At 60.8% G+C, this 24,969-nt stretch carries 28 protein-coding genes; 11 read left to right on the plus strand and 17 right to left on the minus strand.

Going from position 1 to position 24,969, the window contains the following annotated elements; genetic code table 11:
* Positions 1 to 65: 65 nt before the first annotated feature.
* Together B1722_RS23475 and B1722_RS23480 are read right to left on the minus strand one after the other, a co-directional pair.
* On the minus strand, positions 66 to 656 hold the full coding sequence (locus B1722_RS23475; RefSeq protein ID WP_041073085.1) for an HD domain-containing protein: 591 nt from the start codon (positions 654 to 656) through the stop codon (positions 66 to 68).
* Positions 657 to 682: 26 nt separating this feature from the next.
* Complete coding sequence (locus B1722_RS23480; protein ID WP_041073083.1) at positions 683 to 994, minus strand: DUF962 domain-containing protein; 312 nt, start codon at positions 992 to 994, stop codon at positions 683 to 685.
* Between the two features lie 164 nt (positions 995 to 1,158).
* Here B1722_RS23480 and B1722_RS23485 point away from each other — a divergent pair, with 164 nt between their 5' ends.
* Positions 1,159 to 2,214 (plus strand): AraC family transcriptional regulator, encoded by a 1,056-nt coding sequence (locus B1722_RS23485; RefSeq protein ID WP_198759098.1) that lies wholly within the window; start codon positions 1,159 to 1,161, stop codon positions 2,212 to 2,214.
* Here the strand turns inward: B1722_RS23485 and B1722_RS23490 are convergent.
* Entirely contained in the window at positions 2,171 to 3,625 is a 1,455-nt protein-coding gene (locus tag B1722_RS23490) for a TrkH family potassium uptake protein (protein ID WP_086794535.1), read from the minus strand. The two genes, B1722_RS23485 and B1722_RS23490, sit on opposite strands and share 44 nt — an antisense overlap.
* A gap of 121 nt (positions 3,626 to 3,746) precedes the next feature.
* Between B1722_RS23490 and B1722_RS23495 the strand changes: the two genes are divergently transcribed.
* Positions 3,747 to 4,313: a nitroreductase family protein gene (locus tag B1722_RS23495; RefSeq protein ID WP_041073077.1), complete on the plus strand. Its 567-nt coding sequence runs from the start codon at positions 3,747 to 3,749 to the stop codon at positions 4,311 to 4,313.
* A 191-nt stretch (positions 4,314 to 4,504) separates the two neighbouring features.
* On the opposite strand, the gene B1722_RS23500 is transcribed toward B1722_RS23495, so the two are convergent.
* From B1722_RS23500 to B1722_RS23525, 6 genes are all read right to left on the minus strand, one after another.
* Positions 4,505 to 5,845 carry a HAMP domain-containing sensor histidine kinase gene (locus tag B1722_RS23500; RefSeq protein ID WP_041073074.1) on the minus strand — a complete coding sequence of 447 codons (1,341 nt, stop codon included), beginning with the start codon at positions 5,843 to 5,845 and terminating at the stop codon, positions 4,505 to 4,507.
* Between the two features lie 170 nt (positions 5,846 to 6,015).
* On the minus strand, positions 6,016 to 6,465 hold the full coding sequence (locus B1722_RS23505) for a Spy/CpxP family protein refolding chaperone (RefSeq protein WP_047600020.1): 450 nt from the start codon (positions 6,463 to 6,465) through the stop codon (positions 6,016 to 6,018).
* Between the two features lie 277 nt (positions 6,466 to 6,742).
* Positions 6,743 to 7,420, minus strand: coding sequence for a response regulator transcription factor (locus tag B1722_RS23510; protein ID WP_041073070.1), 678 nt, complete (start codon positions 7,418 to 7,420; stop codon positions 6,743 to 6,745).
* Between the two features lie 7 nt (positions 7,421 to 7,427).
* Complete coding sequence (locus B1722_RS23515; protein ID WP_086794537.1) at positions 7,428 to 7,838, minus strand: translation initiation factor 2; 411 nt, start codon at positions 7,836 to 7,838, stop codon at positions 7,428 to 7,430.
* Between the two features lie 285 nt (positions 7,839 to 8,123).
* Complete coding sequence (locus tag B1722_RS23520) at positions 8,124 to 8,423, minus strand: YciI family protein (protein WP_025110562.1); 300 nt, start codon at positions 8,421 to 8,423, stop codon at positions 8,124 to 8,126.
* Between the two features lies 1 nt (position 8,424).
* Positions 8,425 to 9,021, minus strand: a complete 597-nt coding sequence (locus tag B1722_RS23525) for a septation protein A (RefSeq protein WP_027613975.1) — start codon at positions 9,019 to 9,021, stop codon at positions 8,425 to 8,427.
* Positions 9,022 to 9,108: 87 nt separating this feature from the next.
* Between B1722_RS23525 and B1722_RS23530 the strand changes: the two genes are divergently transcribed.
* The 6 genes from B1722_RS23530 (at position 9,109) to rluB (ending at position 14,118) form a co-directional block, all read left to right on the plus strand.
* Positions 9,109 to 9,972 (plus strand): PHP domain-containing protein, encoded by an 864-nt coding sequence (locus B1722_RS23530; protein ID WP_041073066.1) that lies wholly within the window; start codon positions 9,109 to 9,111, stop codon positions 9,970 to 9,972.
* Between the two features lie 13 nt (positions 9,973 to 9,985).
* The gene (locus B1722_RS23535; protein WP_007966016.1) at positions 9,986 to 10,615 is read left to right on the plus strand and encodes an L-threonylcarbamoyladenylate synthase; all 630 of its coding nucleotides are present in this window, start codon (positions 9,986 to 9,988) and stop codon (positions 10,613 to 10,615) included.
* A 123-nt stretch (positions 10,616 to 10,738) separates the two neighbouring features.
* Positions 10,739 to 11,437: a ScpA family protein gene (locus B1722_RS23540; protein ID WP_171061841.1), complete on the plus strand. Its 699-nt coding sequence runs from the start codon at positions 10,739 to 10,741 to the stop codon at positions 11,435 to 11,437.
* An 11-nt stretch (positions 11,438 to 11,448) separates the two neighbouring features.
* Positions 11,449 to 12,420, plus strand: coding sequence for an SMC-Scp complex subunit ScpB (scpB, locus tag B1722_RS23545; protein WP_041073064.1), 972 nt, complete (start codon positions 11,449 to 11,451; stop codon positions 12,418 to 12,420).
* A gap of 143 nt (positions 12,421 to 12,563) precedes the next feature.
* Positions 12,564 to 12,755: a DUF1289 domain-containing protein gene (locus tag B1722_RS23550; RefSeq protein ID WP_003222773.1), complete on the plus strand. Its 192-nt coding sequence runs from the start codon at positions 12,564 to 12,566 to the stop codon at positions 12,753 to 12,755.
* A gap of 142 nt (positions 12,756 to 12,897) precedes the next feature.
* Positions 12,898 to 14,118 (plus strand): 23S rRNA pseudouridine(2605) synthase RluB, encoded by a 1,221-nt coding sequence (gene rluB / locus B1722_RS23555; RefSeq protein WP_003222775.1) that lies wholly within the window; start codon positions 12,898 to 12,900, stop codon positions 14,116 to 14,118.
* A gap of 198 nt (positions 14,119 to 14,316) precedes the next feature.
* Here rluB and B1722_RS23560 read toward each other — a convergent pair whose 3' ends face one another.
* Entirely contained in the window at positions 14,317 to 15,282 is a 966-nt protein-coding gene (locus B1722_RS23560) for a hypothetical protein (protein WP_041073062.1), read from the minus strand.
* Between the two features lie 70 nt (positions 15,283 to 15,352).
* The gene (locus B1722_RS29625) at positions 15,353 to 15,490 is read right to left on the minus strand and encodes a hypothetical protein (protein WP_003222780.1); all 138 of its coding nucleotides are present in this window, start codon (positions 15,488 to 15,490) and stop codon (positions 15,353 to 15,355) included.
* 893 nt (positions 15,491 to 16,383) lie between these two features.
* Between B1722_RS29625 and B1722_RS23565 the strand changes: the two genes are divergently transcribed.
* Together B1722_RS23565 and arfB are read left to right on the plus strand one after the other, a co-directional pair.
* The gene (locus B1722_RS23565) at positions 16,384 to 17,802 is read left to right on the plus strand and encodes an amino acid permease (protein WP_086794539.1); all 1,419 of its coding nucleotides are present in this window, start codon (positions 16,384 to 16,386) and stop codon (positions 17,800 to 17,802) included.
* A 116-nt stretch (positions 17,803 to 17,918) separates the two neighbouring features.
* Entirely contained in the window at positions 17,919 to 18,332 is a 414-nt protein-coding gene (arfB, locus tag B1722_RS23570) for an alternative ribosome rescue aminoacyl-tRNA hydrolase ArfB (RefSeq protein WP_086794541.1), read from the plus strand.
* Here arfB and B1722_RS23575 read toward each other — a convergent pair.
* The 6 genes from B1722_RS23575 to phhA form a co-directional block, all read right to left on the minus strand.
* Positions 18,329 to 19,528 carry an MFS transporter gene (locus B1722_RS23575; RefSeq protein WP_086794543.1) on the minus strand — a complete coding sequence of 400 codons (1,200 nt, stop codon included), beginning with the start codon at positions 19,526 to 19,528 and terminating at the stop codon, positions 18,329 to 18,331. The genes arfB and B1722_RS23575 overlap by 4 nt on opposite strands.
* A 103-nt stretch (positions 19,529 to 19,631) precedes the next feature.
* A complete protein-coding gene (locus tag B1722_RS23580) occupies positions 19,632 to 19,814 on the minus strand; it encodes a hypothetical protein (protein WP_007965516.1) in 183 nt (60 codons plus the stop codon).
* 70 nt (positions 19,815 to 19,884) lie between these two features.
* Complete coding sequence (locus B1722_RS29925; protein ID WP_256198933.1) at positions 19,885 to 20,016, minus strand: hypothetical protein; 132 nt, start codon at positions 20,014 to 20,016, stop codon at positions 19,885 to 19,887.
* Between the two features lie 252 nt (positions 20,017 to 20,268).
* Positions 20,269 to 21,462: an amino acid aminotransferase gene (locus tag B1722_RS23585; protein ID WP_086794545.1), complete on the minus strand. Its 1,194-nt coding sequence runs from the start codon at positions 21,460 to 21,462 to the stop codon at positions 20,269 to 20,271.
* Positions 21,462 to 21,818: a 4a-hydroxytetrahydrobiopterin dehydratase gene (locus B1722_RS23590; protein WP_003222798.1), complete on the minus strand. Its 357-nt coding sequence runs from the start codon at positions 21,816 to 21,818 to the stop codon at positions 21,462 to 21,464. Before B1722_RS23590 ends, B1722_RS23585 begins: the two co-directional genes overlap by 1 nt.
* Positions 21,819 to 21,936: 118 nt before the next feature.
* On the minus strand, positions 21,937 to 22,728 hold the full coding sequence (gene phhA / locus B1722_RS23595; protein WP_041073052.1) for a phenylalanine 4-monooxygenase: 792 nt from the start codon (positions 22,726 to 22,728) through the stop codon (positions 21,937 to 21,939).
* A gap of 389 nt (positions 22,729 to 23,117) precedes the next feature.
* Between phhA and B1722_RS23600 the strand changes: the two genes are divergently transcribed.
* A complete protein-coding gene (locus B1722_RS23600; protein WP_041073049.1) occupies positions 23,118 to 24,680 on the plus strand; it encodes a sigma-54-dependent phenylalanine hydroxylase transcriptional regulator PhhR in 1,563 nt (520 codons plus the stop codon).
* Positions 24,681 to 24,969: the final 289 nt, after the last annotated feature.

Genomic DNA, 24,969 nt, shown 5'->3' on the forward strand with positions numbered 1-24,969 from the left:
CAGGTCTTGCGAACGCCCCCGATCACTGTGGGAGCTGGCTTGCCAGCGATGAGGCCGGTACAACATCAGGCCGGGGCGTGTTCTTCCATCGCCGCCTTGTAGATCGAATGCTTGGGCTGCGCAAACAGCCGTTCCATCATCGGCTCGAAGAAACTCAGCGGCAGGCTGTCATACGCCGGGTCGAACGCCGCCGCATCGTATTTGGCGCAGAATTCCGCCGTCGCCTGATACTGCGGATGCTCGGCGAATTGCTCGCGCAGGTGCCGATCCATGCCCAGATGATGGAAGAAGTAGTAACCCTGAAAGATCCCGTGCTTCTCGACCATCCACAGATTTTCGGCGCTGACGAACGGTTTGAGAATCGCCGCCGCGATGTCCGGGTGGTTGTAAGAGCCCAGGGTGTCGCCGATGTCATGCAGCAGCGCACAGACCACGTATTCTTCGTCACGACCATCGCGATAGGCGCGGGTCGCGGTTTGCAGCGAGTGGGTCAGTCGATCCACCGGGAAGCCGCCGAAATCACCTTCCAGCAACTTCAGATGCGCGACGATCCGCGACGGCAATTGCCGGGCGTAGGCGCTGAAGTCTGCGGCGATGATCGCCCAGTCTTCCTGCGTGCCATCCTGCATGTGGGTGAAGCGGGCATTGGCGTTCATCGGCAAGCCTCCTGGTGTGTCGGGTTTCAGAACGCCACGCGGCCGAGGATCATGTCGCGGTACATGACGAAATCGCCGAGCAGGCTGTACAGCGGATGCTGGAAAGTCGCCGGACGGTTCTTTTCAAAGAAGAAATGGCCGACCCAGGCGAAGCTGTAACCGGCCAGCGGCAGGGCCAGCAACAGCAGCCAGGCGCCTTTGGCGATGGTCATGGCCAGAATGAAAATCACCAGCGTGGTGCCGATAAAATGCAATCGGCGACAGGTACTGTTGGCGTGTTCGCTGAGGTAATACGGATAGAACTCGGCGAAACTATTGAATGGCTTGATGTTTTCCACGACTGCGATCTCTGTGGTTATTGTTCTGACGGCAAGTTGTTCGGCGGGTAGCCTATTTGAGTCTAGAGTGAACACTGGTATCAGCCAGTGACAATGGGCGCCACTTTAGTATCCTTCGCTAATCGGGTCGCAACATGTGATCCATCATGTAAAAGAATAACGCCATGAGCGAACGAACGACTTCTGCAAGCTGGGCGATGGGGATTGTCAAAGCATTGGAGATGGACGGCCTGGATTGCCGGGTACTGTTCAAGCAACTGGGGCTCGATTACGCCGCCCTGAATGATCCGGATGCGCGCTTCCCGCAAGATTCCATGACCCGCCTCTGGCAACGGGCGGTCGAGCTGTCCGGCAACCCGGCGATCGGCTTGAACATGGGCAAAGTGGTGCGTCCGGCCTCGTTCCATGTCGCCGGCTATGCCTTGATGTCGAGCAACACCCTGGCCGAAGGCTTCCAACGGCTGGTGCGCTATCAGCGGATCATCGCCGAGAGCGCCGACCTGAGTTTTCGCCTGCTCGAAGAAGGCTACGCGCTGATTCTGACCGTGCATGGCGATCACCTGCCGCCGACCCGGCAGAGCGCCGAAGCCTCGCTGGCCTGTGCGTTGGGCCTGTGCAGCTGGTTGACCGGGCGCACGCTGCATCCGGTCAAAGTGCTGTTCCAGGGCGACGAGCCCGCAGACCTGCAACCTTACAGGCAAGCCTTCCATGCGCCGCTGATGTTCAACGCACCGTACGATGCGTTGATTTTCGAAAGGGCCGACATGGAGGCGCCACTGCCCACAGCCAACGAAGCCATGGCGCTGTTGCACGACCGGTTTGCCGGGGAATACCTGGCGCGGTTTTCCGAAAGCCGCGTGACCCACAAAGCGCGCCAGGTGTTGTGCCGTTTACTGCCGCAGGGCGAACCCAAGCGCGATACGGTGGCGCAGACCCTGCATCTGTCGCAGCGTACCCTGCAGCGGCGGTTGCAGGAGGAGGGCACGAGTTTTCAGCAGTTGCTCGACGACACCCGCCGTGAACTGGCCGAGCAGTATCTGGCGCAGCCGAGCATGACCTTGCTGGAGATTGCGTATCTGCTGGGGTTTGCCGATCCGAGCAACTTCTTCCGCGCGTTCCGTCGCTGGTTCGATACCACGCCCGGCGATTATCGGGCGCGGCTGTTGCAGGCGCCGGTCAGTGACGCCAAAAGGCCGGAATACACAGCACAAACACCGTAATGATCTCCAGTCGGCCGAGCAGCATGCCGAACGACAGGATCCACTTCGCTGCATCCGGCAGGGTGGCGAAGTTGCCCGCCGGGCCAATGGTCTCACCCAGGCCCGGGCCGACGCCGGACACGGTGCTGGCGGCGCCGGTCAGTGCAGTCATCCAGTCCACGCCGAGCAGCGACAGCAGCAGGGCGATCACGCAGATGGTGATGGCGAAGAAGAACGAAAAGGTCAGAATCGAGCGCACGATCTCTTCGTCGAGACGGTGGCCGTTGTACTTCTGCTTGATCACCGCACGCGGGTGAATCAACTGGTTAAGGTTGGCCTTGAGCAGGATGTAGGCGACCTGGAAACGGAAGATCTTGATCCCGCCCGCGGTCGAGCCGGAGCAGCCGCCGACAAAGCCCAGATAAAAAAACAGCATCAGCGAAAAGTTGCCCCACAGGCTGTAGTCGCCGAGGGCGAAACCGGTGGTGGTGACCACCGAGGTCACGTTCAGTGCCACGTGCCGCAGCGCCTCCAGCCAGTGCAGCTTGGTGGTCCACCAGTACCAGGTGCCGAGCACCAGCCAGGTCACCAGCAACATGCCGAGCAGGCCCTGCACCTGCTGATCCTTGATCAACGCCTTACGGTTGCCGCGCATGGTCGCCACATACAGGGTGAACGGCAGGCTGCCGAGAATCATCACGACCACCGCGACCCAGTGCACCGCCGGTTGCGTCCACTTCGCCAAGGACTGGTCGGAGGTCGAGAAACCGCCGGTGGAAATCGCCGACATCGCGTGGTTGATCGCATCGAACGGGCTCATCCCGGCCCACCAGAACGCCAGGCTGCCGAGGATGGTGATACCGACGTAAGCCGCGACTATCAGGCGCGCCACCATGTGCGAACGCGGCATGACCTTTTCCGAACGGTCGGACGATTCGGTCTGGAACAGGCGCATGCCACCGATGCGCAGCAACGGCAGAATCGCCACCGCCATGCCGATGAAGCCGATGCCGCCGAGCCAGTGCAGCAGCGAGCGCCACATCAGAATCCCCGGCGACATGTTGTCGAGCCCGCTAAGCACGGTCGAACCGGTGGCGGTGATGCCGGACATGCTTTCGAAGAACGAGTCGGTGTAGCTGATGTGCTGGGTCAGCAAAAACGGCAGCGCGGCGAAAATACACACCACCAGCCAGCTGCTGACCGTCAACAGGTACATGTCACGCGGGCGCAGATGGATGTGTTCCGGGCGTCCGGGAATCACTAGCGCAAGGCCGGCGAGGAAGGTGATCATACTCGCCCAGAGGAACGACGGCAGGTCACTGGTGCGCTCGAAAATCACCAGGGTGGCCATGGGCACGACCATGGCGACGGCCAGGGTGATCAGGAAGATGCCGATGATGAAACCAATGATCCGTAAGGTCGGCAACGCCATGAAGTCCGCTCGGGCTGAAGTGGGAAGGGCGCCATTCTACCCGTGAGGCAAGGCATGTAAACCGGCATCCCGTTGGCAGATGAAGCTAGAATAGCCGCACATTTTTCTCAGGAGGTGGCCGATGCAGGCTCTCGACGCGTTGCTCAACCGTGTTTCCGTTCCACGCCTGGTCGAACCAGCCCCCACTGCCGAGCAGCGCGAAGCCCTGTTTGGCGCAGCCCTGCGCGCACCGGATCACGGCCACTTGCAGCCGTATCGTTTCCTTACAGTCGAAGGGGCGGCGCGCGAGAAAATGGGCGAGTTGCTGGCCGAAGCGGCGCAGATGCAGGAAGGTGAAGTCACTGAAGCGATGATCGACAAGGCGCGCAACGGCCCGCTGCGGGCGCCGCTGGTGGTCGTGGTGATCGCGAAACTGCAGGAACACGTCAAGTATCCGAAGGCCGAGCAGTTGCTGGCGGCGGGGTGTGCGGCGCACGGGATTCTGCTGGCGGCGTACGCGCAGGGGATTGGTGCGGTGTGGCGTACCGGTGATCTGGCCTATTCGGCGCATGTGGCCAAGGGGCTGGGCCTGGCTGAAGGCGAGCAGGTGATTGCCTTCCTGTACCTCGGCACGCCGCAGAAAGAGCCGCGCGTTGCCGAGAAAGTCGACCAGGCCGAGTTCGTCAGCGCCTGGCCGTCCAAGGCTTGAAGATCAAAAGCCCCTCGCCCTAACCCTCTCCCGGAGGGAGAGGGGACTGATTGGGGAATACTCCAGGGATGCGCCGACCGGAGCGATCTTCGCTGAATCCATAGTCGACACGGCTTGCCAGGTCGATGCAATTCGCATAACACCTCGGTCGGCTCCCTCTCCCTCCGGGAGAGGGCTGGGGTGAGGGGCTTTTAAGGCTGGACAATAGCGCCTGGCACCAGCGGCAATTCCAGGCTGGCAATAAACCCGCCCTCGGGATGATTGGCCAGGGTCAGACTCCCGCCATGCCGCTCCGCCGCCCGCCTGGCAATTGCCAGGCCCAGGCCATGTCCCGCCGCCGTTTGCCCCGGCGCCCGGTAAAACGGTTCGCCCAACTGGCTCAGGTGCTCGGCCTGCACGCCCGGCCCGTGATCACGCACGCTCACGACAATCCGCTCGCCCTGACGCGTAGCCTGCATCTCGATCGCCTGGCCCACCGGGTTGAAGCGCTGGGCATTGCGCAACAGGTTGTCGACGGCGCGCTCGATCATGGTCGGCCATCCGGTCAGATTCAACTGAGGCTCGGCGTTCAGGCGCACGGTCTGTTCGGGTGAGCCGAGCTGGGCATCTTTCTGCAAGGTGCCGAGCAGGGCGTTCAGGTCCACCGCTTCGGCACTGGCGTTGTCGGCATCGACCCGCGCCAGCACCAGAATTTCGCTGATCAGCGCTTCCAGCCGATCACATTCGCGGGTCAGGCGTGGCCAGAGTTTTTCCCGTTCTTCAGGATTGGCCCGTTCCGCCAGCGCCAGCGCGATGCGTAGTCGTGCCAGAGGTGAACGCAGCTCGTGGGACACATCGCGCAGCAACTGGCGCTGACTGCCGATCAGGCTTTGCAGGCGCGCACCCATGCGGTTGAAGTCGTTGGCCAGCACGCCGAATTCGTCGCGACGGTTGGCCAGTTTCGCCAGGCTGTTCTGTTGATAGGTGGTCTGCCCCAGATCATGCACCGCACCGCGCAAACGGCTGAGCGGGCGAGTGATGGAGAAGGTCACCAGCAGGCTGAACAGGGTCAGTACCACCAGCGCGATACCCAGCGCACTCAGCGGCCAGAGCAGGCTTTCACGGTGCCACGCATCGAGCTCCGGGTGCGGGATGCGGAAGATGAACAGGTAGGTGTCGCCGGTTTTTTCGCTGGTGAATTCGTCGGTCAGGCGGCGCCAGGGCAGACGTCGGTCATCGTTGTTCTGCCTGGCTTCGAAGGCGGCGGCGCGACGCGGGAAGGTGCCACGCACCACCGGGTCGCCGCTTTCATTCAGCACCTGGACGTCAATGTGGTACTGGCGTTTGCGCTGTTGAAGGATGTCCTGCGCGGCGTCTTCGCCCTGGGCTTCGTAGGTTTGCGTCCATTCGGCGGCCAGCGTGTTGAGGCCCGGATGGCGGCTGAGGATCCACGCGTCCTGATTGAGCATGTGCCCGAGCAGGATCGACAGCCCTGCGACCAGGGCGATGGCCAGCCAGAAGCTCGCGAGAATACGCCAGAACAATGAACGCACAGAAAATCCTCAATCAAACGCTTAACCCCTGTAGGAGCTGCGGCACGCTGCGATCTTTTGATCTTATTTTTCAGAAGCAAAATCAAAAGATCGCAGCGTGCCGCAGCTCCTACAGAGGGCGGATGTGAACAGGCCCGACGGTGTCAGCCGTCGGGCCTGTGATTAGAACATTATTGCGCCTTTTGCGGCTGTTGCGCTTTCCACGCCTTGAACTCGGCCCATTCGGCGCGACGTTCAGCCTGTTTCTTCTGGATCTCGTCGAATTTCTTCTGTTGATCCGGTTTGAGCAGGTTGCGTACGTCAGCTTCGGCTTTCTTGTGGTTGGCGGCCATCTCGTCTTTCATGGCTTTCTGGTCAGCCGGCGAGAGTTTTTCCAGGTACTTCTCGACTACCTGGCGACGCTCATGCATCTGCTCGCCCATGATCTTGCGGATCTGATCACGTTGTTCACGGGACAGGTCGAGTTGGCTGTACGGGCCTTTGCCGTGCTCGCCGTGCATCTGACCGCCGTGGCGTGGGCCGTCGAGCGGGCCACCCATCGGGCCACCATCCTGTGGCATGGCCATGGCGACGGTGGGCAGAGCGGCAGCGAACATCAGAGCGATAAGAGTCTTGCGCATGGTGTATCTCCTTGTCTCGTTCCCGGTACGTTCCGGATGAGTACAGATTACGGAGATCAAGGTCAGCGGCGGTCAGCGCTGCGTAAAGCTTGGGTAAAGACGCTTCGTACCCTGCCTGACAAATATCACCGGCAAACCGGCGTGTGGCGAGGGAGCTTGCTCCCGCTGGGCAGCGAAGCGGCCCTCGCTTTTCGAATCAAAAACGAGGGACTGCTGCGCAGTCCAGCGGGAGCAAGCTCCCTCGCCACATATAGCATTCAGGCAGGTCTTTCCCGATTTACAGGCTGTAGTAGTAACCGCGGCTGCGCAGGGCGACGATGCGTGGGCGGCCGTCGGGGTGCGGGCCGATCTTCTTGCGCAGGTTGCTGACGTGCATGTCGAGGCTGCGGTCGTACAGGGTCAGTTTGCGCCCGAGGGCCAGTTGCGCCAGTTCCTGCTTGTCCAGCGGTTCGCCGGGCTGCTTGAGCAGGGCTTCGAGCAGGCGGCTTTCGGAAACAGTGAGGGTCAGTTCTTTCTCGTCGATGCTGACCACGCCGCGCACCGGGCTGAAGCTCAGATCGCCGAGTTCGAGCTGGGTCGATACGGCGGCCGGGTGACTGCGGCGCAGCACGGCGCGCAGGCGCGCGGTGAGTTCACGCGGATCGCAGGGCTTGGCCAGGTAATCGTCGGCACCCAGTTCCAGACCGAGAATGCGATCCAGCGGTTCGCCACGGGCCGAAAGCATCAGCACCGGCAGCTCTGCGTGCTCGCTGCGCAATTGCTTGAGCAGTTCCAGACCGCTGCCATCGGGCAGCATCACGTCCAGCACCACCGCCGCCGGGGCCGATTCGGCCAACGCCTTGCGCGCGCTCTGGCCATCGTGGCAGGCACGCACCAGGAAGCCTTCCTGGCTCAGCCAGCTACTCAGGAGTTCACACAACTCCTGGTCATCATCAATCAGTAACAGCTCGCTCATGACTCACTCAATTTAGCCATTGCCGACGTTTTCGGCTTGCTCCACTGGCAAAGATACCGCACAGCAGCGCCAATAGCGCTACCCCGGCGCCCGTAACGAACCATTGCTGCTGTTCGGTCAGCAAACGCGGCAAGGGACTTGCCTGGGCTTCCTTGAGTTGCAGCTTCAGGCGCTGATTCTCTTGGCGCAACCGGGCGAGCAGGGCGCTTTCGCGGGTGTTGTCGGCATTTTGCAGTTGTTTGCTCAATTCTTCCCGCTGCTGCTCGCTGGCCTTCAGGCGCTGCTGCAACTCGGTAATCTGGCTGCCGGCACTTAATGACAATGGCGTGGAGCTGCCGCTTTCGGTGGTTTCTTCACCATGGGCGGGCGCCATGATCGTCAACGTGACCCACATCAGACACAACGGACCTTTGCGCATTGCGATTCCTGCTAGCAAATGGATATTGGGCAGGTTGTCGGCAGGCAAACGAGAATAATGAGCGATTGAGAGCGGTGAGAAGCGGGAAGGTTCAGTGCCAGAGGCAATGTCGAGCGTGGTGAGTTGAACAATTTGAGCTTGGGGAGTCATTGTGGCGAGGGAGCTTGCTCCCGCTGGGGCGCAAAGCGCCCCCCGCTTTTCAACTCATAGGCAATGGGACTGCTGCGCAGTCCAGCGGGAGCAAGCTCCCTCGCCACAGAGTCCCTCGATATCTTTTGAAGCTGGTTACGGCAGAACTTGCTTGAACGGCTTGACGATCACGCTGGCGTACACGCCTGCGGCGATGTACGGATCGGCGTCGGCCCAGGCCTGGGCGGCGCTCAGGGAGTCGAATTCGGCGACGATCAGGCTGCCGGTGAAACCCGCAGCGCCCGGATCATTGCTGTCGACCGCCGGGTGCGGGCCGGCCAGTACTATGCGGCCTTCGCCCTTGAGCACTTGCAGGCGTTCGAGGTGGGCCGGGCGCGCGGCGAGGCGGGCTTCGAGCGAGTTGGCGACGTCGGTGGCAATGATTGCGTAGAGCATGTCAGTCCTCGGTTTTTGGCGTTGTGGTATCGGCGTCGTGCAGATGGCGGGACAGGTAGATGCCCTGACCGACCAGGAACAGCACGGTCATGCCCAGGCTGCCGAACACCTTGAAGTCGACCCAGATGCTCTGGAAGGTAAATGCCACGAACAGGTTGGCAGCGCCGCAGAACAGGAAAAAGGCGATCCAGGCGATGTTCAGGCGGGTCCAGACCGGATCCGGCAGGGTCAGCGCGTGGCCCATGATGCGTTTGATCAGCAGGCGGTCACCGATGAAGTGGCTGCCGATGAAGGCCAGGGCGAACAGCCAGTTGACCACCGGGGCTTTCCATTTGAGGAAGGTCTCGCTGTGGAAGGCCAGGGTCAGGCTGCCGAACACCAGGCAGGCGATCAGGGTCAGCCATTGGCTTTTTTCCAGCTTGCGCTGCTTGATGAACAGCGCGCCGTAGACTACGAGGGAGCTGATGATCAGCATCGCCGTGGCGCTGTAAATACCGCCTACAGTCACCTCATGGCCGGCGATGTCGACGACCCGTGGATCCAGTTTGTAAACGATGAAAAACAGCAGAAGCGGGATGAAATCGATGAATTGTTTCACAGTGAGAGCCAGAAGCTGGATGTGGCGGCATAATAACAAACATATGGGCGCGCGATAGCGCCAGCTGATTTGAGGTTACAACTCCCCGTGAATGTTGATTTGCACTGCCACAGCACGGCCTCCGATGGCGCCTTGGCGCCGGCGGTTCTGGTTGCGCGTGCGTTTGAAAACGGCGTGCGAGTCCTGGCGTTGACCGATCATGACACCCTAGAAGGCCTCGCCGAAGCGCGCAGCGCTGCCGAAGAACTGGGCATGCAGTTGGTCAACGGCGTCGAACTGTCCTGCACCTGGGGCGGGGCGACCATCCATGTGCTGGGTTACGGTTTCGACGTCAACGCCGCGCCACTGGTCGAGGCCATCGCCAAATTGCACGATGGCCGCTGGCTGCGGTCGGAAGAAATAAGCCGCAAGCTCGGCCTCAAAGGTATGCCCGGTGCCCTCGACGGCGCCCGGCAGATCCAGCAGGAGCTGGGCGACAGCGGCAACGCCCCGGCCCGTCCGCATTTTGCCGACTGGATGGTGCGTGAAGGTTTTGTCAAGGATCGCGCCGAGGCGTTCCGTAAATGGCTCGGCGCCGGCAAGCTGGGTGACGTCAAGCAACACTGGCCGACGCTGGAAGACACCGTCAGCACCCTGCGCGCCGCCGGAGCGTGGGTCAGTCTGGCGCATCCATGGCACTACGATTTCACCCGCAGCAAGCGCCGAAAGCTGATTGCCGACTATATTCAAGCGGGCGGGCATGCAATCGAAGTGGTCAATGGCCATCAGCCCGCGGAACAGGTCGGCAGCCTGGCAATCCTTGCCCGCGAGTTCGGTCTGCTGGTCAGCGCCGGCAGTGATTTCCATGGCCCTGGAGGCTGGTCGGAGATTGGCCAGTACCGGCCGGTTCCCGAGGACCTTCCACCCCTGTGGTGTCGGTTCAAACATGACACAGTTATTGCCGCCGTCTGAACAGGTAGAAAACGTGAGTCAATTTTTCCAGATCCATCCGGAAAACCCGCAAGCGCGCCTGATCAAACAGGCGGTCGAGATCATCCGCAAGGGCGGGGTGGTGATTTATCCCACGGACTCTTCCTACGCCATCGGTTGCCAGATCGGCGACAAGACCGCGATCGAGCGCGTGCGCCGTCTGCGTCAGCTCGACGAAAAGCACAACTTTGCGCTGATCTGCAGCGACCTGTCGCAACTGGGCAACTACGCCAAGATCGACACCGGCACCTTCCGCATTCTCAAGGCGCATCTGCCGGGGCCTTACACGTTTATCCTCAACGCCACCCGCGAAGTGCCGCGCCTGTTGCTGCATCCGAAAAAACGCACCATCGGCCTGCGGGTGCCGAGCCATCCGATTGCTTTGGCGTTGCTGGCCGAACTCGGCGAGCCGCTGATGAGCGTGACCCTGATCATGCCCGGCGATGAAGATCCGCTGAGCGATCCGTACGAAATGCGCCAATTGCTTGAACATCAGGTGGACCTGATCATCGACGGCGGTTTCGGCGGGATCAAGGCATCCACCGTGATTGACCTGACCGGCGACGACCCGGAAGTGATCCGCGTCGGTTGCGGCGACCCCGCGCCGTTCATGGTCGAGGCCTGAATGTCCGCAGTGGAAACCGTTGTCGATCCCCAGGCCGGCGCCCAGCAGGAACTGCCGTTTGCCATGGTCTATGGCCAGGCTGTCACGGAAATGCCGCTGGACCTGTACATCCCGCCGGATGCGCTGGAAGTGTTTCTCGAAGCCTTCGAAGGCCCGCTTGACCTGCTGCTGTACCTGATCCGCAAACAGAACATCAACATCCTCGACATCCCGGTGGCGGAAATCACCCGTCAGTACATGGGCTATGTCGAGTTGATGCAGTCGGTGCGCCTGGAGCTGGCCGCCGAGTACCTGGTGATGGCGGCGATGCTGGCCGAGATCAAGTCGCGGATGCTCCTGCCACGGGCCGAAACCGTCGAAGACGAAGAGGACGACCCGCGCGCCGAACTGATCCGCCGCCTGCAGGAATACGAGCGCTTCAAGGCTGCCGCCGAAGGCATCGACGGCCTGAGCCGGGTCGGTCGCGATGTTGTGGTGCCCAAGCTCGACGCCCCGGAAGCCCGGGCGCGCAAGCTGTTGCCGGATGTCGCGCTGGAAGAAATTCTGATGTCCATGGCCGAAGTGCTGCGCCGTGGCGACATGTTCGAGAGCCATCAGGTCAGCCGCGAGGCACTGTCGACCCGCGAGCGCATGAGCGATGTGCTGGAACGGCTCAAGGGCGGCGGTTTTGTACCGTTCGTCGAGCTGTTCACCGCCGAGGAAGGTCGCCTCGGCGTGGTGGTGACCTTTATGGCGATCCTTGAACTGGTCAAGGAATCCTTGGTCGAGCTGGTGCAGAATGAGCCGTTCGCCGCGATCCACGTGCGAGCCCGAGCCGAATAACGAGTCGAAACATGAACCTGACTGAACCCCGCGAGCTGGCGTCCCTGCTTGAAGCCTTTCTGTTGGCCTCGGGAAAACCGCAATCGCTTGAACGCCTCTACGAACTGTTCGAAGAAGGCGAGCGCCCTGAACCGCCGGTCTTCAAGAAAGCCCTGAGCCTGCTGGCCAAGTCCTGCGAGGGCCGCGCGTTCGAGCTCAAGGAAGTCGCCTCCGGCTACCGCTTGCAGATCCGCGAGAAGTTTTCGCCGTGGGTCGGGCGTTTGTGGGAAGAACGTCCGCAGCGCTATTCCCGTGCGCTGCTGGAAACCATGGCGCTGATCGCCTATCGCCAGCCGATTACCCGGGGCGAGATCGAAGACGTGCGGGGTGTGGCGGTCAACACCAACATCGTCAAAACGCTGATCGAGCGCGAGTGGATCCGCATCGTCGGTTACCGCGACGTGCCGGGCAAACCGGCGATGTTCGCCACCACCAAGGCGTTTCTCGATCACTTCAATCTGAAGAACCTCGAAGACCTGCCGCCGCTGGCCGAACTGCGCGAGATGGAAACCGAGCCCGTCCTCGATTTCGACGACGCACCGGTGCCGCAGGGCCTGCAGGAACAGGCCGACGCCAGCGCCGAGCCGGAAGAACCGAAAGAAGAAACCAGCTTCCACAGCTTGCTGCTGGAGCTGGACAGCATGGAGGAGGGGATCAAGACCGACTTCGATGATTTGTTGCGCGATGCGGCGGATGGTGAAACGTCGACGACTGAGCCGGAAGTCGAGACCGTCGAGCCGGCGATTGAAGTTGAACTTGAGGCCGAGCCTGAAGCCGAACCGGAAGAAGATATTCTTGGCGTTGCCCAGGCCCGGGAAAAACTTCTGGCTGCCGTCGCTGCCCTCGAACAACCGACGCCCGAGCCCGAGCTGAGTGAGGAAGAAGCTGAAGCCCGCGCCCTGGCCGAAGCCATCGAAGCCGAACGCCGCGAGTTCGAGGACTGACCGAAATCCGGGGAGCAATGAGGCCCCTGTGGGAGCGAGCTTGCTCGCGAAAGCGGAGTGTCATTCAAAGATGATGCGTCTGACATGCCGCCTTCGCGAGCAAGCTCGCTCCCACAGGGCTCAGCGTAAGCCAGGAATATCAAATGAGCTCAACCAAAGACCCCTGCATCAGCCTCTGCAAATTCACCGACGACATCTGCCTCGGCTGTGGCCGCAGCAAGCGCGAAATCCGCGCCTGGAAGAAACTCGACAAGGACGACAAGCGCACAGTGCTGGCGGAAGCCGCGCTGCGCCTGATCAAACTCGGTGGCGCCGGTCGGCGGAAAAAGAAATAACTGTCGATCGATCAGCTAGTCTCTGATGCGCGATGGCGCACATCCGCGTATGATTCGCGACCCTTCGGCGATCCCTTCGCCCGAAAACCAGATTTCAATGCTTCAGGCGCCGCCTGAACAGACCACACCGGGAGGTGCCCAGATGAGTGACATCAATCAGAAAGACGACCAGGAAATCGGCCCAGCAGGCGAAAAACTGCAGAAAGTCCTCGCCCGTATCGGCGTCGGCTCGCGCCGTGACGTTGAAGCCTGGATCAGCCAGGGCCGGATCAAGGTCAATGGCAAAGACGCCACCCTCGGTCTGCGCGTCGACATGCACGATGCCATCACCATTGATGGCAAAGTGATCAAGCGCGAAGAGGCGGCCGAGTCGGTCCGCCGCGTGATCATGTACAACAAGCCCGATGGCGAGATCTGCACCCGTGACGACCCGGAAGGCCGTCCGACCGTGTTCGACAAACTGCCGCGTCCGAAAGAAGGCCGCTGGATCAACATCGGTCGTCTCGACATCAACACCACCGGTCTGCTGATGTTCACCACCGACGGTGAGCTGGCCAACCGCCTGATGCACCCGTCCTACGAGATGGACCGTGAGTACGCCGTGCGTGTCCGCGGTGAAGTCGACGATGAAATGATCGAGCGCCTGAAGGCGGGCGTGGTGCTGGAAGACGGCCCGGCGCGTTTCACCGACATTCAACAGGCGCCGGGCGGCGAAGGCTTCAACCACTGGTATCACTGCGTGGTGATGGAAGGCCGTAACCGTGAGGTTCGTCGTCTGTGGGAATCCCAAGGGCTGGTGGTCAGCCGTCTGAAGCGCGTGCGCTTCGGTCCGGTATTCCTCAACTCCGACCTGCCGATGGGCCGCTGGCGCGAAATGAGCCAGTACGAAGTCGACGTGCTCAGCGCCGAAGTCGGCCTGACGCCGGTGGCGATGCCGCAACTCAACGCCAAGAGCAAAGACAAGCTGGAGCGTATGCAGCGTAAATCATCGCGGCCGATGGCCAAGACCGAGCGCGTGCGCACCCTGCGTCCCGCCGCTGGCGCGCCGACCGGTCCGCGTCCGAGCCGTGAGCCGCAGATCGAAGGCGAGCGTCCGGGTCGCAAGCCAGTGGCCCGTGACGGCGAGCGCGCACCGCGTCCGGCCAACGGTCGCACCGAGCGTGGCGAAGGTCGTGCGCCGGCCGGTCGCGGTACGCCAGTGGCGGATCGTCCTGCGGACACCACCAACAAGCGTCCGGCCAAGCCAGCACCGAAGCGTCCGGGGATCAAACTGGTCGACGGCGACAAGCCATCGGGCAAGCGCCGTGGCGCACCGGCCGGTTCTGGTCAGCGTCCAGGCTTCGGTCGCAAGAAGCCAGAGTGATCGGGTTTAGTGCCTGAATGAAAGACGCCAACCGCAGGGTTGGCGTTTTTTTTCGTCTGGATTATTGGCGCGCTATTCCTGTAGGAGCTGCGGCACGCTGCGATCTTTTGCTCTTCAAAAGCAAGATCAAAAGATCGCGGCCTCGTTTTACTCGAGAGCTCCTACAGGGAGCAGTGGTTTCAAAACAGAAATTTCTGCTTAAAAGACAAAGCGTCCGTCAAACACCGGCTTGTCATCCAGCGCCAACACCCCGCCGGAGAAAATCAGGTCCAGGTGATGACTGCCCTTGGCCCCACCGCCGAGGCCCAGATGCAGCCCGCAATGGCGCTCCTCGAAACCGGCATTGCGCGCATACAGGTCTTTAACCCCTTCATTGGTACCAATCCCCAATTCCTCAATGCGCCGGTTCGACGGATTGGCGTCCAGGTACTTGTTGAAATCATGCTCCAGCCCCGGCACATCAGTGGCGATGCGGCTGATGGTCGAGTTTTCGATCCACAACTCCAGTGGCGACTCCAGTACGCCGTACTTGCGCGCAAACGGGATGGTGCTGAGGAACGTGCCCTTGAATTTCACATGGCCGTTGATGGCTTCGCTGTGGGTGGCGATCTCGCCGGGGGCCAGGTCGAAGTTGCCGACGCCGTTGATGTCGGTCCACTTCTTGATGCTGCTCAGCGGCGTTTCAAACCATGAGCCGTGGTCGTCCTTGAAACTCAGCGTGGTCGCTTGGGACATGCGCTGGATCAAGTGACTGTTGAGCCCGGCGATACGCTGCGGCGTCACGCTGAAGGTGTCGTAAAAATAGTCGCCGTAATCTTTGAACAACAGCGACTTCTTCCAGTTTTCCGCCATCACGCCTTGCAGGGCGCGGACGAACTCCGGGCCGTCGGGGCGCGGGTTGGGCAGCGTGGAAGAGTCATAGAAGAAAATGTACAGATCGCTGTCGGCAATCGCCGCCGTCAGCGTTGCGGTGCTTTCCAGGTCCAGGCGTCTGGCGCTGAAGGTGAAGCGGGGATGATCGCCGGCCTGTTCGGCGATGGCGCCGGTCAGGGCTTCGTAATCGGCGGTGTGGCCGAGCAGTACCTTCGCCGAGTCGAGACCGGCAAGGGCAGGGTGATGTTCGAGGTAGTAAAGGAAATGCGAGATCGCGCGGGGCTTATCCATGAGTCCTCCCTGACTGACCGTGAGAAAGCGGCAGGCACGACCGGCCGGATCGTGCCTGCCCGGGGATGTCTTACAGAGGCCACATCGCCGTGCCGAACGGAACCACCGCGTCGGCTTGCATCATTTCCACGGCGGCCTCATGGGTCGGTGCTTCGAACCATTCGTCCAGTTGCAGTTCGGTGTCCAGGTCTTTTTCCAGTGCTTGCATGGTCGATCTCCTAGATGACGTTCACGGTTATGACTGGCCGGTCGAGGTGGCCGGCAAGACGTGAAGAACCTAGTTCAGGGTGTTTTGTAATGCAAAAAATTATTTATTTAAAATTTAAATAAACTTTTTATTCTGTTTTTAAGCGGCGGTTTTCTTATTTGAAAACAAAAAACTAAGCGGCCACTTTCATTAGCAAGCTAGCTACCGTCAATTTGCAGACGTCCTACAGAATTTTCCGAAATGGAAAATCTGCGTTACGCGTTGTAAAGAAAAGTTTACGAAAACCCCGGTAAAGGCCAGTGGATTCACCCCGTTGCCGACTCTGTAAGGAAAACCTGCCGGGGCCAAGCGGCAAAGGCCCCGCGCAGGGCTCTGGCGCGCTTGTTTCAGCCTCGTTTGCAGGGTGAGATGCGCCTCATGCCTGTCGTGCAGGTGCATAACAAGAAGGAGGCGCAATGAACGCCGAGATTGATCTTCACTTCTCTCCGTGGGGCGGTTTTTCGCTCGTCCCCGTCGATGGCCTGCAAAGGCCTGACTCATTTTTTGCAGTCGCCCGAGTGTCTCGAGGCGGACCCACGCAATCCCGGCAGGCGCCACGCTGATCCAGCGGAGTCTGGCAGCAGGGGGTTAGCGGTGTACAATGCGCCGCGTTTTAACTGTGACCCTCTGCGTAATCGCGCAAACCTCAAGGCTATCCGCCTTGTTCACTCCGCCACGTCACAAGCGTGTCGGGTTCGATTTCGTCACAGATAAAAACAAACAGGTGACGCATGACCGTTGTAAAAACGCTGAATTCCTGGTGCTTGCGCTGGGGTTTGATCGGGGTTGTCTGAAATCGCAACCTTGCAGCAACGTCTACTGAACATCATCAAACCTTGCGTGGGACCTTTTTCATGAGTGGACAAAACTCGCAATCAGGCGAGCTGAAACGCGGCCTGAAAAATCGCCATATTCAACTGATCGCCCTCGGTGGTGCGATTGGTACCGGATTGTTCCTCGGCTCGGCCGGGGTCCTGAAATCCGCCGGCCCGTCGATGATCCTCGGCTACGCCATCTGCGGCTTCATCGCCTTCATGATCATGCGCCAGCTCGGCGAGATGATCGTCGAAGAGCCGGTGGCCGGTTCCTTCAGCCATTTCGCACACAAGTACTGGAGCGGTTTTGCCGGTTTCCTGTCGGGCTGGAACTGCTGGATTCTGTACATTCTGGTGGGCATGTCGGAGCTGACCGCGGTCGGCAAGTACATTCACTACTGGGCGCCGGACATCCCGACCTGGGTCACCGCCGCTGCATTCTTCGTGCTGATCAACGCGATCAACCTGGCCAACGTCAAAGTCTTCGGTGAAGCCGAATTCTGGTTCGCGATCATCAAGGTCGTGGCGATCGTCGGCATGATCGCGCTGGGCAGCTACCTGCTGGTCAGCGGCCATGGCGGCCCGCAGGCCTCGGTCAGCAACCTGTGGTCGCATGGCGGGTTCTTCCCCAACGGCGTCAGCGGTCTGGTGATGGCGATGGCGATCATCATGTTCTCCTTTGGTGGTCTGGAAATGCTCGGTTTCACTGCAGCCGAAGCCGACAAGCCGAAAACCGTGATCCCGAAAGCGATCAACCAGGTGATCTACCGGATCCTGATTTTCTACATCGGCGCGCTGGTGATCCTGCTGTCGCTGACCCCGTGGGACAGTCTGCTGGAAACGCTCAATGCGTCCGGCGATTCGTACAGCGGCAGCCCGTTCGTGCAGGTGTTCTCGATGCTCGGCAGCAACACCGCCGCGCACATCCTCAACTTCGTGGTACTGACCGCGGCGCTGTCGGTGTACAACAGCGGTACTTACTGCAACAGCCGCATGCTGTTGGGTATGGCCGAGCAAGGCGATGCGCCTAAGGCCTTGTCGAAAATCGACAAACGCGGCGTGCCGGTGCGTTCGATCCTCGCGTCCGCGGCGGTCACGCTGGTGGCGGTGTTGCTTAACTACCTGATGCCGCAACAGGCGCTGGAACTGCTGATGTCGCTGGTGGTGGCCACCCTGGTGATCAACTGGGCGATGATCAGCTTCTCGCACTTCAAGTTCCGCCAGCACATGAACAAGACGCAGCAGACGCCGCTGTTCAAGGCGCTGTGGTACCCGTACGGTAACTACGTCTGCCTGGCGTTCGTCGCGTTCATCCTCGGCGTGATGTTGCTGATCCCGGGCATCCAGATCTCGGTGTACGCGATTCCGGTGTGGGTCGTGTTCATGTGGGTCTGCTACGTGATCAAGAACAAGCGCGGTGCGCAACAGGCGCTGCACGCGGCGAGTGCTTCGAAGTAAGCGCTGAGGCAACAAACAACAAACCCGGCCAATGTGCCGGGTTTTTTATTGCCCCTTCGGCAGCTCCTACAGGGTTGATGGCGTATCCTGCTGCTTCTGAATACGGACGCTTTTCCATGCTGGTGATTTCCAACAATGTGCATCTGCCGGATGCCGAGATCGAACTGACGGCCATTCGCGCGCAAGGCGCCGGTGGGCAGAATGTCAACAAGGTCTCCAGCGCTGTGCACCTGCGCTTCGACATTCCGGCCTCGTCCTTGCCCGAGTTCTACAAGGAGCGGCTGCTGGCGCTGCGCGACAGTCGCATCACCAGCGACGGCGTGCTGATCATCAAGGCCCAGCAATACCGCACGCAGGAAGCCAACCGTGCCGATGCGCTGCAGCGTCTGACCGAGCTGATTCTCAGCGCCGCCAAGGTCGAAAAGAAACGCCGCCCGACCAAACCGACCCTCGGCTCGAAGAAGCGCCGGCTCGAATCCAAGACCAAGCGTGGCAGCATCAAGGCCGGGCGGGGCAAGGTGGATTTCTAATCTTCTCGGTACTTCGCCGTGTGCTTGTAAAGGTAAACGCTCAACGCCAGACCGCTCAGGGAGGCGAGGGCGGCGAACAGGAAGATCGAGGCAAAACCGAAGCCCGACGCAATGGCCCCGGCCAATGGCCCGGTAATCCCCAGCGACAAGTCGATGAACAGCGAATAAGCGCCCACGGCCGCGCCTCGGCTGGAGGCCGGCACCAGGTTCACCGCTTCCACGCCCAGCGCCGGGAACACCAGCGAGAAGCCGAAACCGCTCAGCGCCGCCCCGGCCAGTGCCCAATGTGCATCCGGTGCCAGCCACAGCAGCAACAGGCCCAGGGTTTCCACCGACAGGCAGGCAATCGCCACGCGAAAGCCGCCGAGGCGGTTGATCAGGTTGCCGAACAGCAGCCGCGCGCCGATGAAGCTGGCGCCGAACAGGCTCAGGCACAACACCGCGTTATCCCAGTGCCGAGTGGCGTAATACAGGGTGATGAAGGTGGCGATGGTGCCGAAACCGATCGAGCCCAAGGCCAGTCCGCAGCCGTGCGGGAACACGCGACCGAGCACATGCATGAACGGCAGACGCTCGCCGGCGACAATTGGCGCGGCGGTTTTCGGCCACGCCAGCAGCAAGCCCAGCGCCGCCAGCAGAATGATGCTGACGCCCATGCTCCACAATCCCAACTGGCCGACCAGCCACACGCCGAACGGCGCACCCACCGCCAGCGCGCCGTAACTGGCAATGCCGTTCCACGAAATCACTTTGGCGGTATTCGCCGCACCAACGCGGCCGATGCCCCAGCCGATTGAACCGGAGCCGACCAGGCTTTCCGCGCTGCCCAGCACCAGACGGCCGATCAACAGGCTGATCAGGCTGAGCATCGGCAGGTTCGGTGTCCACGCCGAAATCAGCATGAACACGCCACTCAAGCCGCAACCGGCCAGACCAATCATCACCGCGCGCTTGCTGCCCTGGTTGTCGATGATCTTGCCGGCGTACGGACGGCTGAGCAGGGTGGCGAGGTATTGCACGCTGATCACCAGCCCGGCGATCACCGCGCCAAAGCCCAGATCACTGTGGACGTAACCGGGCAACACCGCGAGCGGAATGCCGATGTTCAGGTAGCCGATGAAAGTGAAGAGGACGATGGAAACGACTTGCAGCGTGACCGCCAGGGGGCGCTGGGGTTGTGGCATAGAGGACGACATGGGGAACGATCCACGGCAAAGCAGGATTAGATAGGCTGCTTATGATACCGGCGCGAACGCGTCTGGGGCGGGGAAAAGTAAAACTATTTGCCGGACGGGGATGTCAGGGTTTGGCCGGGGCGACCAGTTGCGTGGTGACGAGGGCGGCGAGGGCGTTTTCTTCGCTGCCAAAACGGGCGAGCAAAGCAGCCTGTTTTTCCGGAGAGAGGCGCTGCCAGATCTCGATCATTTTCTCGGTGGCGCCGATCAGGACGGCGGCTTGGCTTTCGGAGAATTCGTCGGTCATGGCGGGCTCGGTTTCAGGCAGTGTGGAAAGCGCATCTTAGCGCTTTCCACACGGTCTGTACGGCGGGGTTTTACTCTTCGTGGTCGGCCTTGCGGCTGTCAACGGCTTCTTTCGGCTCGGGCTGTTGGGCACCGGCTTGTTGCGTGGTCGTCTGCTCAGGTACGTGCAGGCTTGGGAAGGGGAGATTAGGAATCTCGTGCATGGTTGCGCTCCTCGCTAAGTCTGTTGATAGATCTGGTAGATCCGCGCTTCTTGAAAGCCTGCGCAGGATACAGCAGGAAAAATGACAATCAGACTTTTAATTCAAAATAATGCGACAGATGGCCGCAGGGGGGCAAAAACAACTGTGGGAGCGAGCTTGCTCGCGAAATCGGTGTATCAGTCAACATATCTGTCGAATGACACTCCGTATTCGCGAGCAAGCTCGCTCCCACAGGGGGTTGTGTAGCTGGATCTACTTGCTGACGTCAGCGATGGCTTGTGCCAGCAGTGCCAGGCGCGTGGCATCGATCCCGGCGACGTTCGCCCGGCCCGAGCTGACCATGTACACGCTGTGCTGCTCACGCAGTTGTTTGACCTGCTCCGGCGACAGGCCGGTGTAGGAGAACATGCCGCGTTGCACGCCAATGTGCGCAAAACGCTCGCGCAAGCCGTGCGGTTCCAGCGCTTCGACCAGACCGCTGCGCAACTGCGCGATGCGCAAGCGCATGGCTTCCACTTCGTCGGCCCAGCGGGCTTTCAGCTCCGGATCGGCGAGGATGGTCGCGACCACGGCCGCGCCGTGATCCGGTGGTGTCGACCACAGGTTGCGCGCGATGTTGGCCAGTTGGCTGCGAATGTCGATCAGTTTGTCGGCGGTTTTCGCGCAAACAATCAGCGCCCCGGTGCGGTCGCGGTACAGGCCGAAGTTTTTCGAGCAGGAGCTGGTGATCAGCAACTCGGGCACTTCGGCAGCGAACAGCCGGGTCGACCATGCGTCCTGCTCCAGCCCGTCGCCAAAGCCCTGGTAGGCGAAGTCGATCAGTGGCAGCAGGTCACGCCGGCGCACGACGTCGAGCACGCGTTGGCAGTCGTCATGGTTCAGGTCGAAACCGGTCGGGTTGTGGCAGCAGGCATGCAGCAGCACCACGTCGCCTTGCGGCACTTGGTTGAGCACGGCAAGCATCGCATCGACGTCGAGGCGGTTGTCGCTGCCCACGTAGGGGTAGTGACTGACCTTGACCCCGGCGGCGGCGAAAATCGTTTCGTGGATCGGCCAGGTCGGGTTGCTCAGCCAGACGCCCTTGCCCGGCAGGCACTGGGCGATGAAGTTGGCTGCCAGACGCAGGGCACCGGTGCCGCCCGGAGTCTGGGTGGCGCCGGCGCGCTGTTCGGCGATCAGCTTCGAGTCGGCGCCAAGCACCAGCTCATTGATGACCTTGCCGAACAATGGGTTGCCGTGCCCGCCGATGTAGGTCTTGGTGTCCTGGCTTTCGACCAGTCGCGCCTCGGCAATTTTCACCGCTTCGGGGATCGGCGTCAGGCCCTGGGCATCCTTGTAGACGCCAACGCCGAGGTCGAACTTGCGCGGGTTAGTGTCCTGCGCATAAGCCTCCATCAAGCCGAGGATCGGGTCGCCGGGTACCCGGCCGATGGCGTCAAAGTGCATTACTTGCGTCCTTCTGCGGTCTTGGCCACTTCGTCAGTGCGCGCGGCCATGATGAAGTCGTTGCGGTGCAGGCCCTTGATCGAGTGGCTCCACCAGGTCACGGTGACTTTGCCCCACTCGGTCAGCAGCCCCGGGTGGTGACCTTCGGCCTCGGAGATTTCACCGACGGCGTTGGTGAAGGCCAGTGCGTGCTTGAAGTTCTTGAACAGGAAGACTTTCTCCAGCTGCATGATGCTGTCGCGCACTTCGATGTTCCAGTCAGGGATCTGCTTGATCAGGATCGGCAGTTCTTCGTCGCTGACTTGTGGCGCATCGGCACGGCAGGCTTCGCAGTGGGCTTGGTTCAAAGTGGACATGGTGTGATTCCTGAAATCGAGTGTGTTTTTTTTATAGAAACTATCGGCCCGTCAATGCCGTCACGCTAAACCAAAGTGGCGGCGACTGACAGACTCAATTGTCAGCAAAAGTCGCGGATCACGCGGCTTTCGGTTTTGGCGGAAACTTCGGTGCGTGCAACCCCAACTGCATGCCTTGCTTGACCATGCCCATGATGTCTTCGTGGGCCAGGTCGAACAGGCGCTTGAGGTTGGGCAGGACAAAATAAAGTGGCTGCAGGATGTCGATGCGATACGGCGTGCGCATGGCTTCCAGCGGATCGAAGGCCTGATGCTCGGGCTCGTCCGACAGCGAATAAACGGTTTCCTTTGGCGAGGACAGGATGCCGCCGCCATAGATGCGTTTGCCTTGCGGGGTGTCGACCAGGCCGAACTCGATGGTCATCCAGTACAGGCGCGCCAGGTACACGCGCTCTTCCTTGGTGGCCTGCAGGCCGAGCTTGCCGTAGGTATGAGTGAATTCGGCGAACCATGGGTTGGTCAGCAGCGGGCAGTGACCGAAGATCTCGTGGAAGATGTCCGGCTCTTGCAGGTAGTCCAGTTCTTCGCGGGTACGAATGAATGTAGCCACCGGAAACTGCTTGCTGGCGAGCAGTTCGAAGAAGGTCTGGAAGGGGATCAGTGCCGGGACGCGGGCAACCTGCCAACCGGTGGTCTCACCGAGCACCTTGTTGATCTCGCCCAGTTGCGGAATGCGGTCATGGGGCAGACCGAGTTTTTCGATACCGTCCAGGTATTCCTGGCACGCGCGACCCTCGATCACTTTCAGCTGGCGGGTGATCAGCGTGTTCCACACCGCATGTTCTTCGGCGGGGTAGTCGATAAAACCTTGCGCATCGGGCTCGCGGGCCACGTATTGCGTCTGCTTCATACTGCTCTCCTGCTAGGGGAATTCGTTCTTGTTATGTCCAGCGATGGGGTCAGGATTACCCGAGAGTGGGGCGAGATGCAGCAGGTTGAATGCGATCTTTGTAGGAATAATCACCGTATTTTGTAAATAAATCGTTACGCTTTGGCGGATATCTCGCGTTTGCGCTGATTTGCAGGTTTGAAAAGGGCTGTGGCTGTCACATAATCTTGACAACTATCTGCGCGCCTCGACAGAAAAATGGGTTCCGGGCGCACCGCAATACCCTGTGGGAGCGAGCTTTCTCGCGAAAGCGGCAGGTCTGACACATCAATGTCGGTGTGCTGACGCATTCGCGAGCAAGCTCGCTCCCACAGGAATTGTGTTCAATCCCACTTTGTCGGGTCATTCATATGCGTATCAAAGTCCACTGCCAGAACCGCATCGGCATCCTGCGTGACATTCTCAATCTCTTGGTCGAGTACGGGATTAACGTTGCGCGCGGTGAGGTCGGCGGCGAGCATGGCAATGCGATCTACCTGCACTGCCCGAACCTGATCAACATTCAGTTCCAGGCGCTGCGGCCGAAGTTCGAAGCGATTGCCGGGGTGTTTGGGGTCAAGCGCGTCGGGTTGATGCCCAGTGAGCGTCGGCACATGGAGTTGAATGCGTTGCTTGGCGCGCTGGAATTTCCGGTGCTGTCGATCGACATGGGCGGCTCGATCGTTGCCGCCAACCGTGCGGCCGCGCAGTTGCTCGGGGTGCGCGTGGACGAGGTGCCGGGGATTCCGCTGTCGCGCTATGCCGAGGATTTCGACCTGCCGGAACTGGTGCGCGCCAACAAATCGCGAATCAACGGCATGCGCGTCAAGGTCAAGGGCGACATCTTTCTTGCCGACATCGCGCCGCTGCAATCAGAGCACGACGACAGCGAAGCCATGGCCGGTGCGGTGCTGACCCTGCACCGCGCCGACCGCGTTGGTGAGCGCATCTATAACGTGCGTAAACAGGAACTGCGTGGCTTCGACAGTATCTTCCAGAGTTCTAAAGTGATGGCGGCGGTGGTGCGTGAAGCGCGGCGCATGGCGCCACTGGATGCGCCTCTGTTGATCGAAGGCGAAACCGGCACCGGCAAAGAATTGTTGGCGCGGGCCTGTCACCTCGCCAGTCCGCGTGGGCAGTCGCCATTGATGGCGCTCAACTGCGCGGGGCTGCCGGAGTCGATGGCCGAGACCGAACTGTTCGGCTACGGCCCCGGCGCGTTCGAAGGCGCGCGCGCCGAAGGCAAACTCGGCCTGCTGGAACTGACGGCGGGCGGTACGCTGTTTCTTGATGGCGTCGGCGAAATGAGCCCGCGCTTGCAGGTGAAGCTGCTGCGCTTTCTGCAGGACGGCTGCTTCCGCCGGGTCGGCAGCGATGAAGAGGTGTATCTGGATGTGCGGGTGATCTGCGCCACTCAGGTCGACTTGTCCGAGCTGTGCGCGCGCGGCGAGTTTCGTCAGGATCTGTATCACCGCTTGAATGTGCTGTCGCTGCACATCCCGCCGCTACGCGAATGCCTCGACGGTTTGACACCGCTGGTGGAACACTTCCTCGATCAGGCCAGTCGGCAGATCGGTTGCTCGCTGCCGAAACTGGCGCCGGCGGCGATGGAGCGTCTCAGTCACTACCACTGGCCGGGCAACGTGCGACAGCTGGAGAACGTGCTGTTTCAGGCGGTCTCGCTGTGTGATGGCGGCACGGTCAAGGCCGAGCATATTCGCCTGCCGGACTACGGCGTGCGTCAGCCGCTTGGCGATTTCTCGCTGGAGGGCGGGTTGGACGAAATCGTCGGGCGTTTTGAAAAAGCGGTGCTGGAGCGCTTGTATTCCGAGCACCCGAGCAGTCGGCAACTGGGTAAGCGGTTGGGGGTTTCGCACACCACCATCGCTAATAAGCTGCGCGAGTATGAGGTCGGTAAAGACCCTGCCGAGTAACCATTGTGGCGAGGGAGCTTGCCCCCGCTCGGCTGCGCAGCAGTCGTAAACCGGATCAATGCGGTTTGTCTGATACACCGTATTGAATGGGTTTGGGGTTGCTACGCAACCCAGCGGGAGCAAGCTCCCTCACCACAGGTTTTATTTCCATCCGCAAAAGTCGGGATTGCCGCCAAGCGGCATAACACCGCCGGTTTTTCGACTTCGATACATTTCCAATTTCCCCGCAAAACCCCGCAAGTCCTTTGTTTACCGGGCCGCAAGCCGCCAGAAAAAAGTTGGTCTGCAA

The sequence above is a fragment of the Pseudomonas sp. SCPG-7 genome (assembly GCF_002156405.1).
Taxonomy (GTDB): Bacteria; Pseudomonadota; Gammaproteobacteria; order Pseudomonadales; family Pseudomonadaceae; genus Aquipseudomonas; species Aquipseudomonas parakoreensis.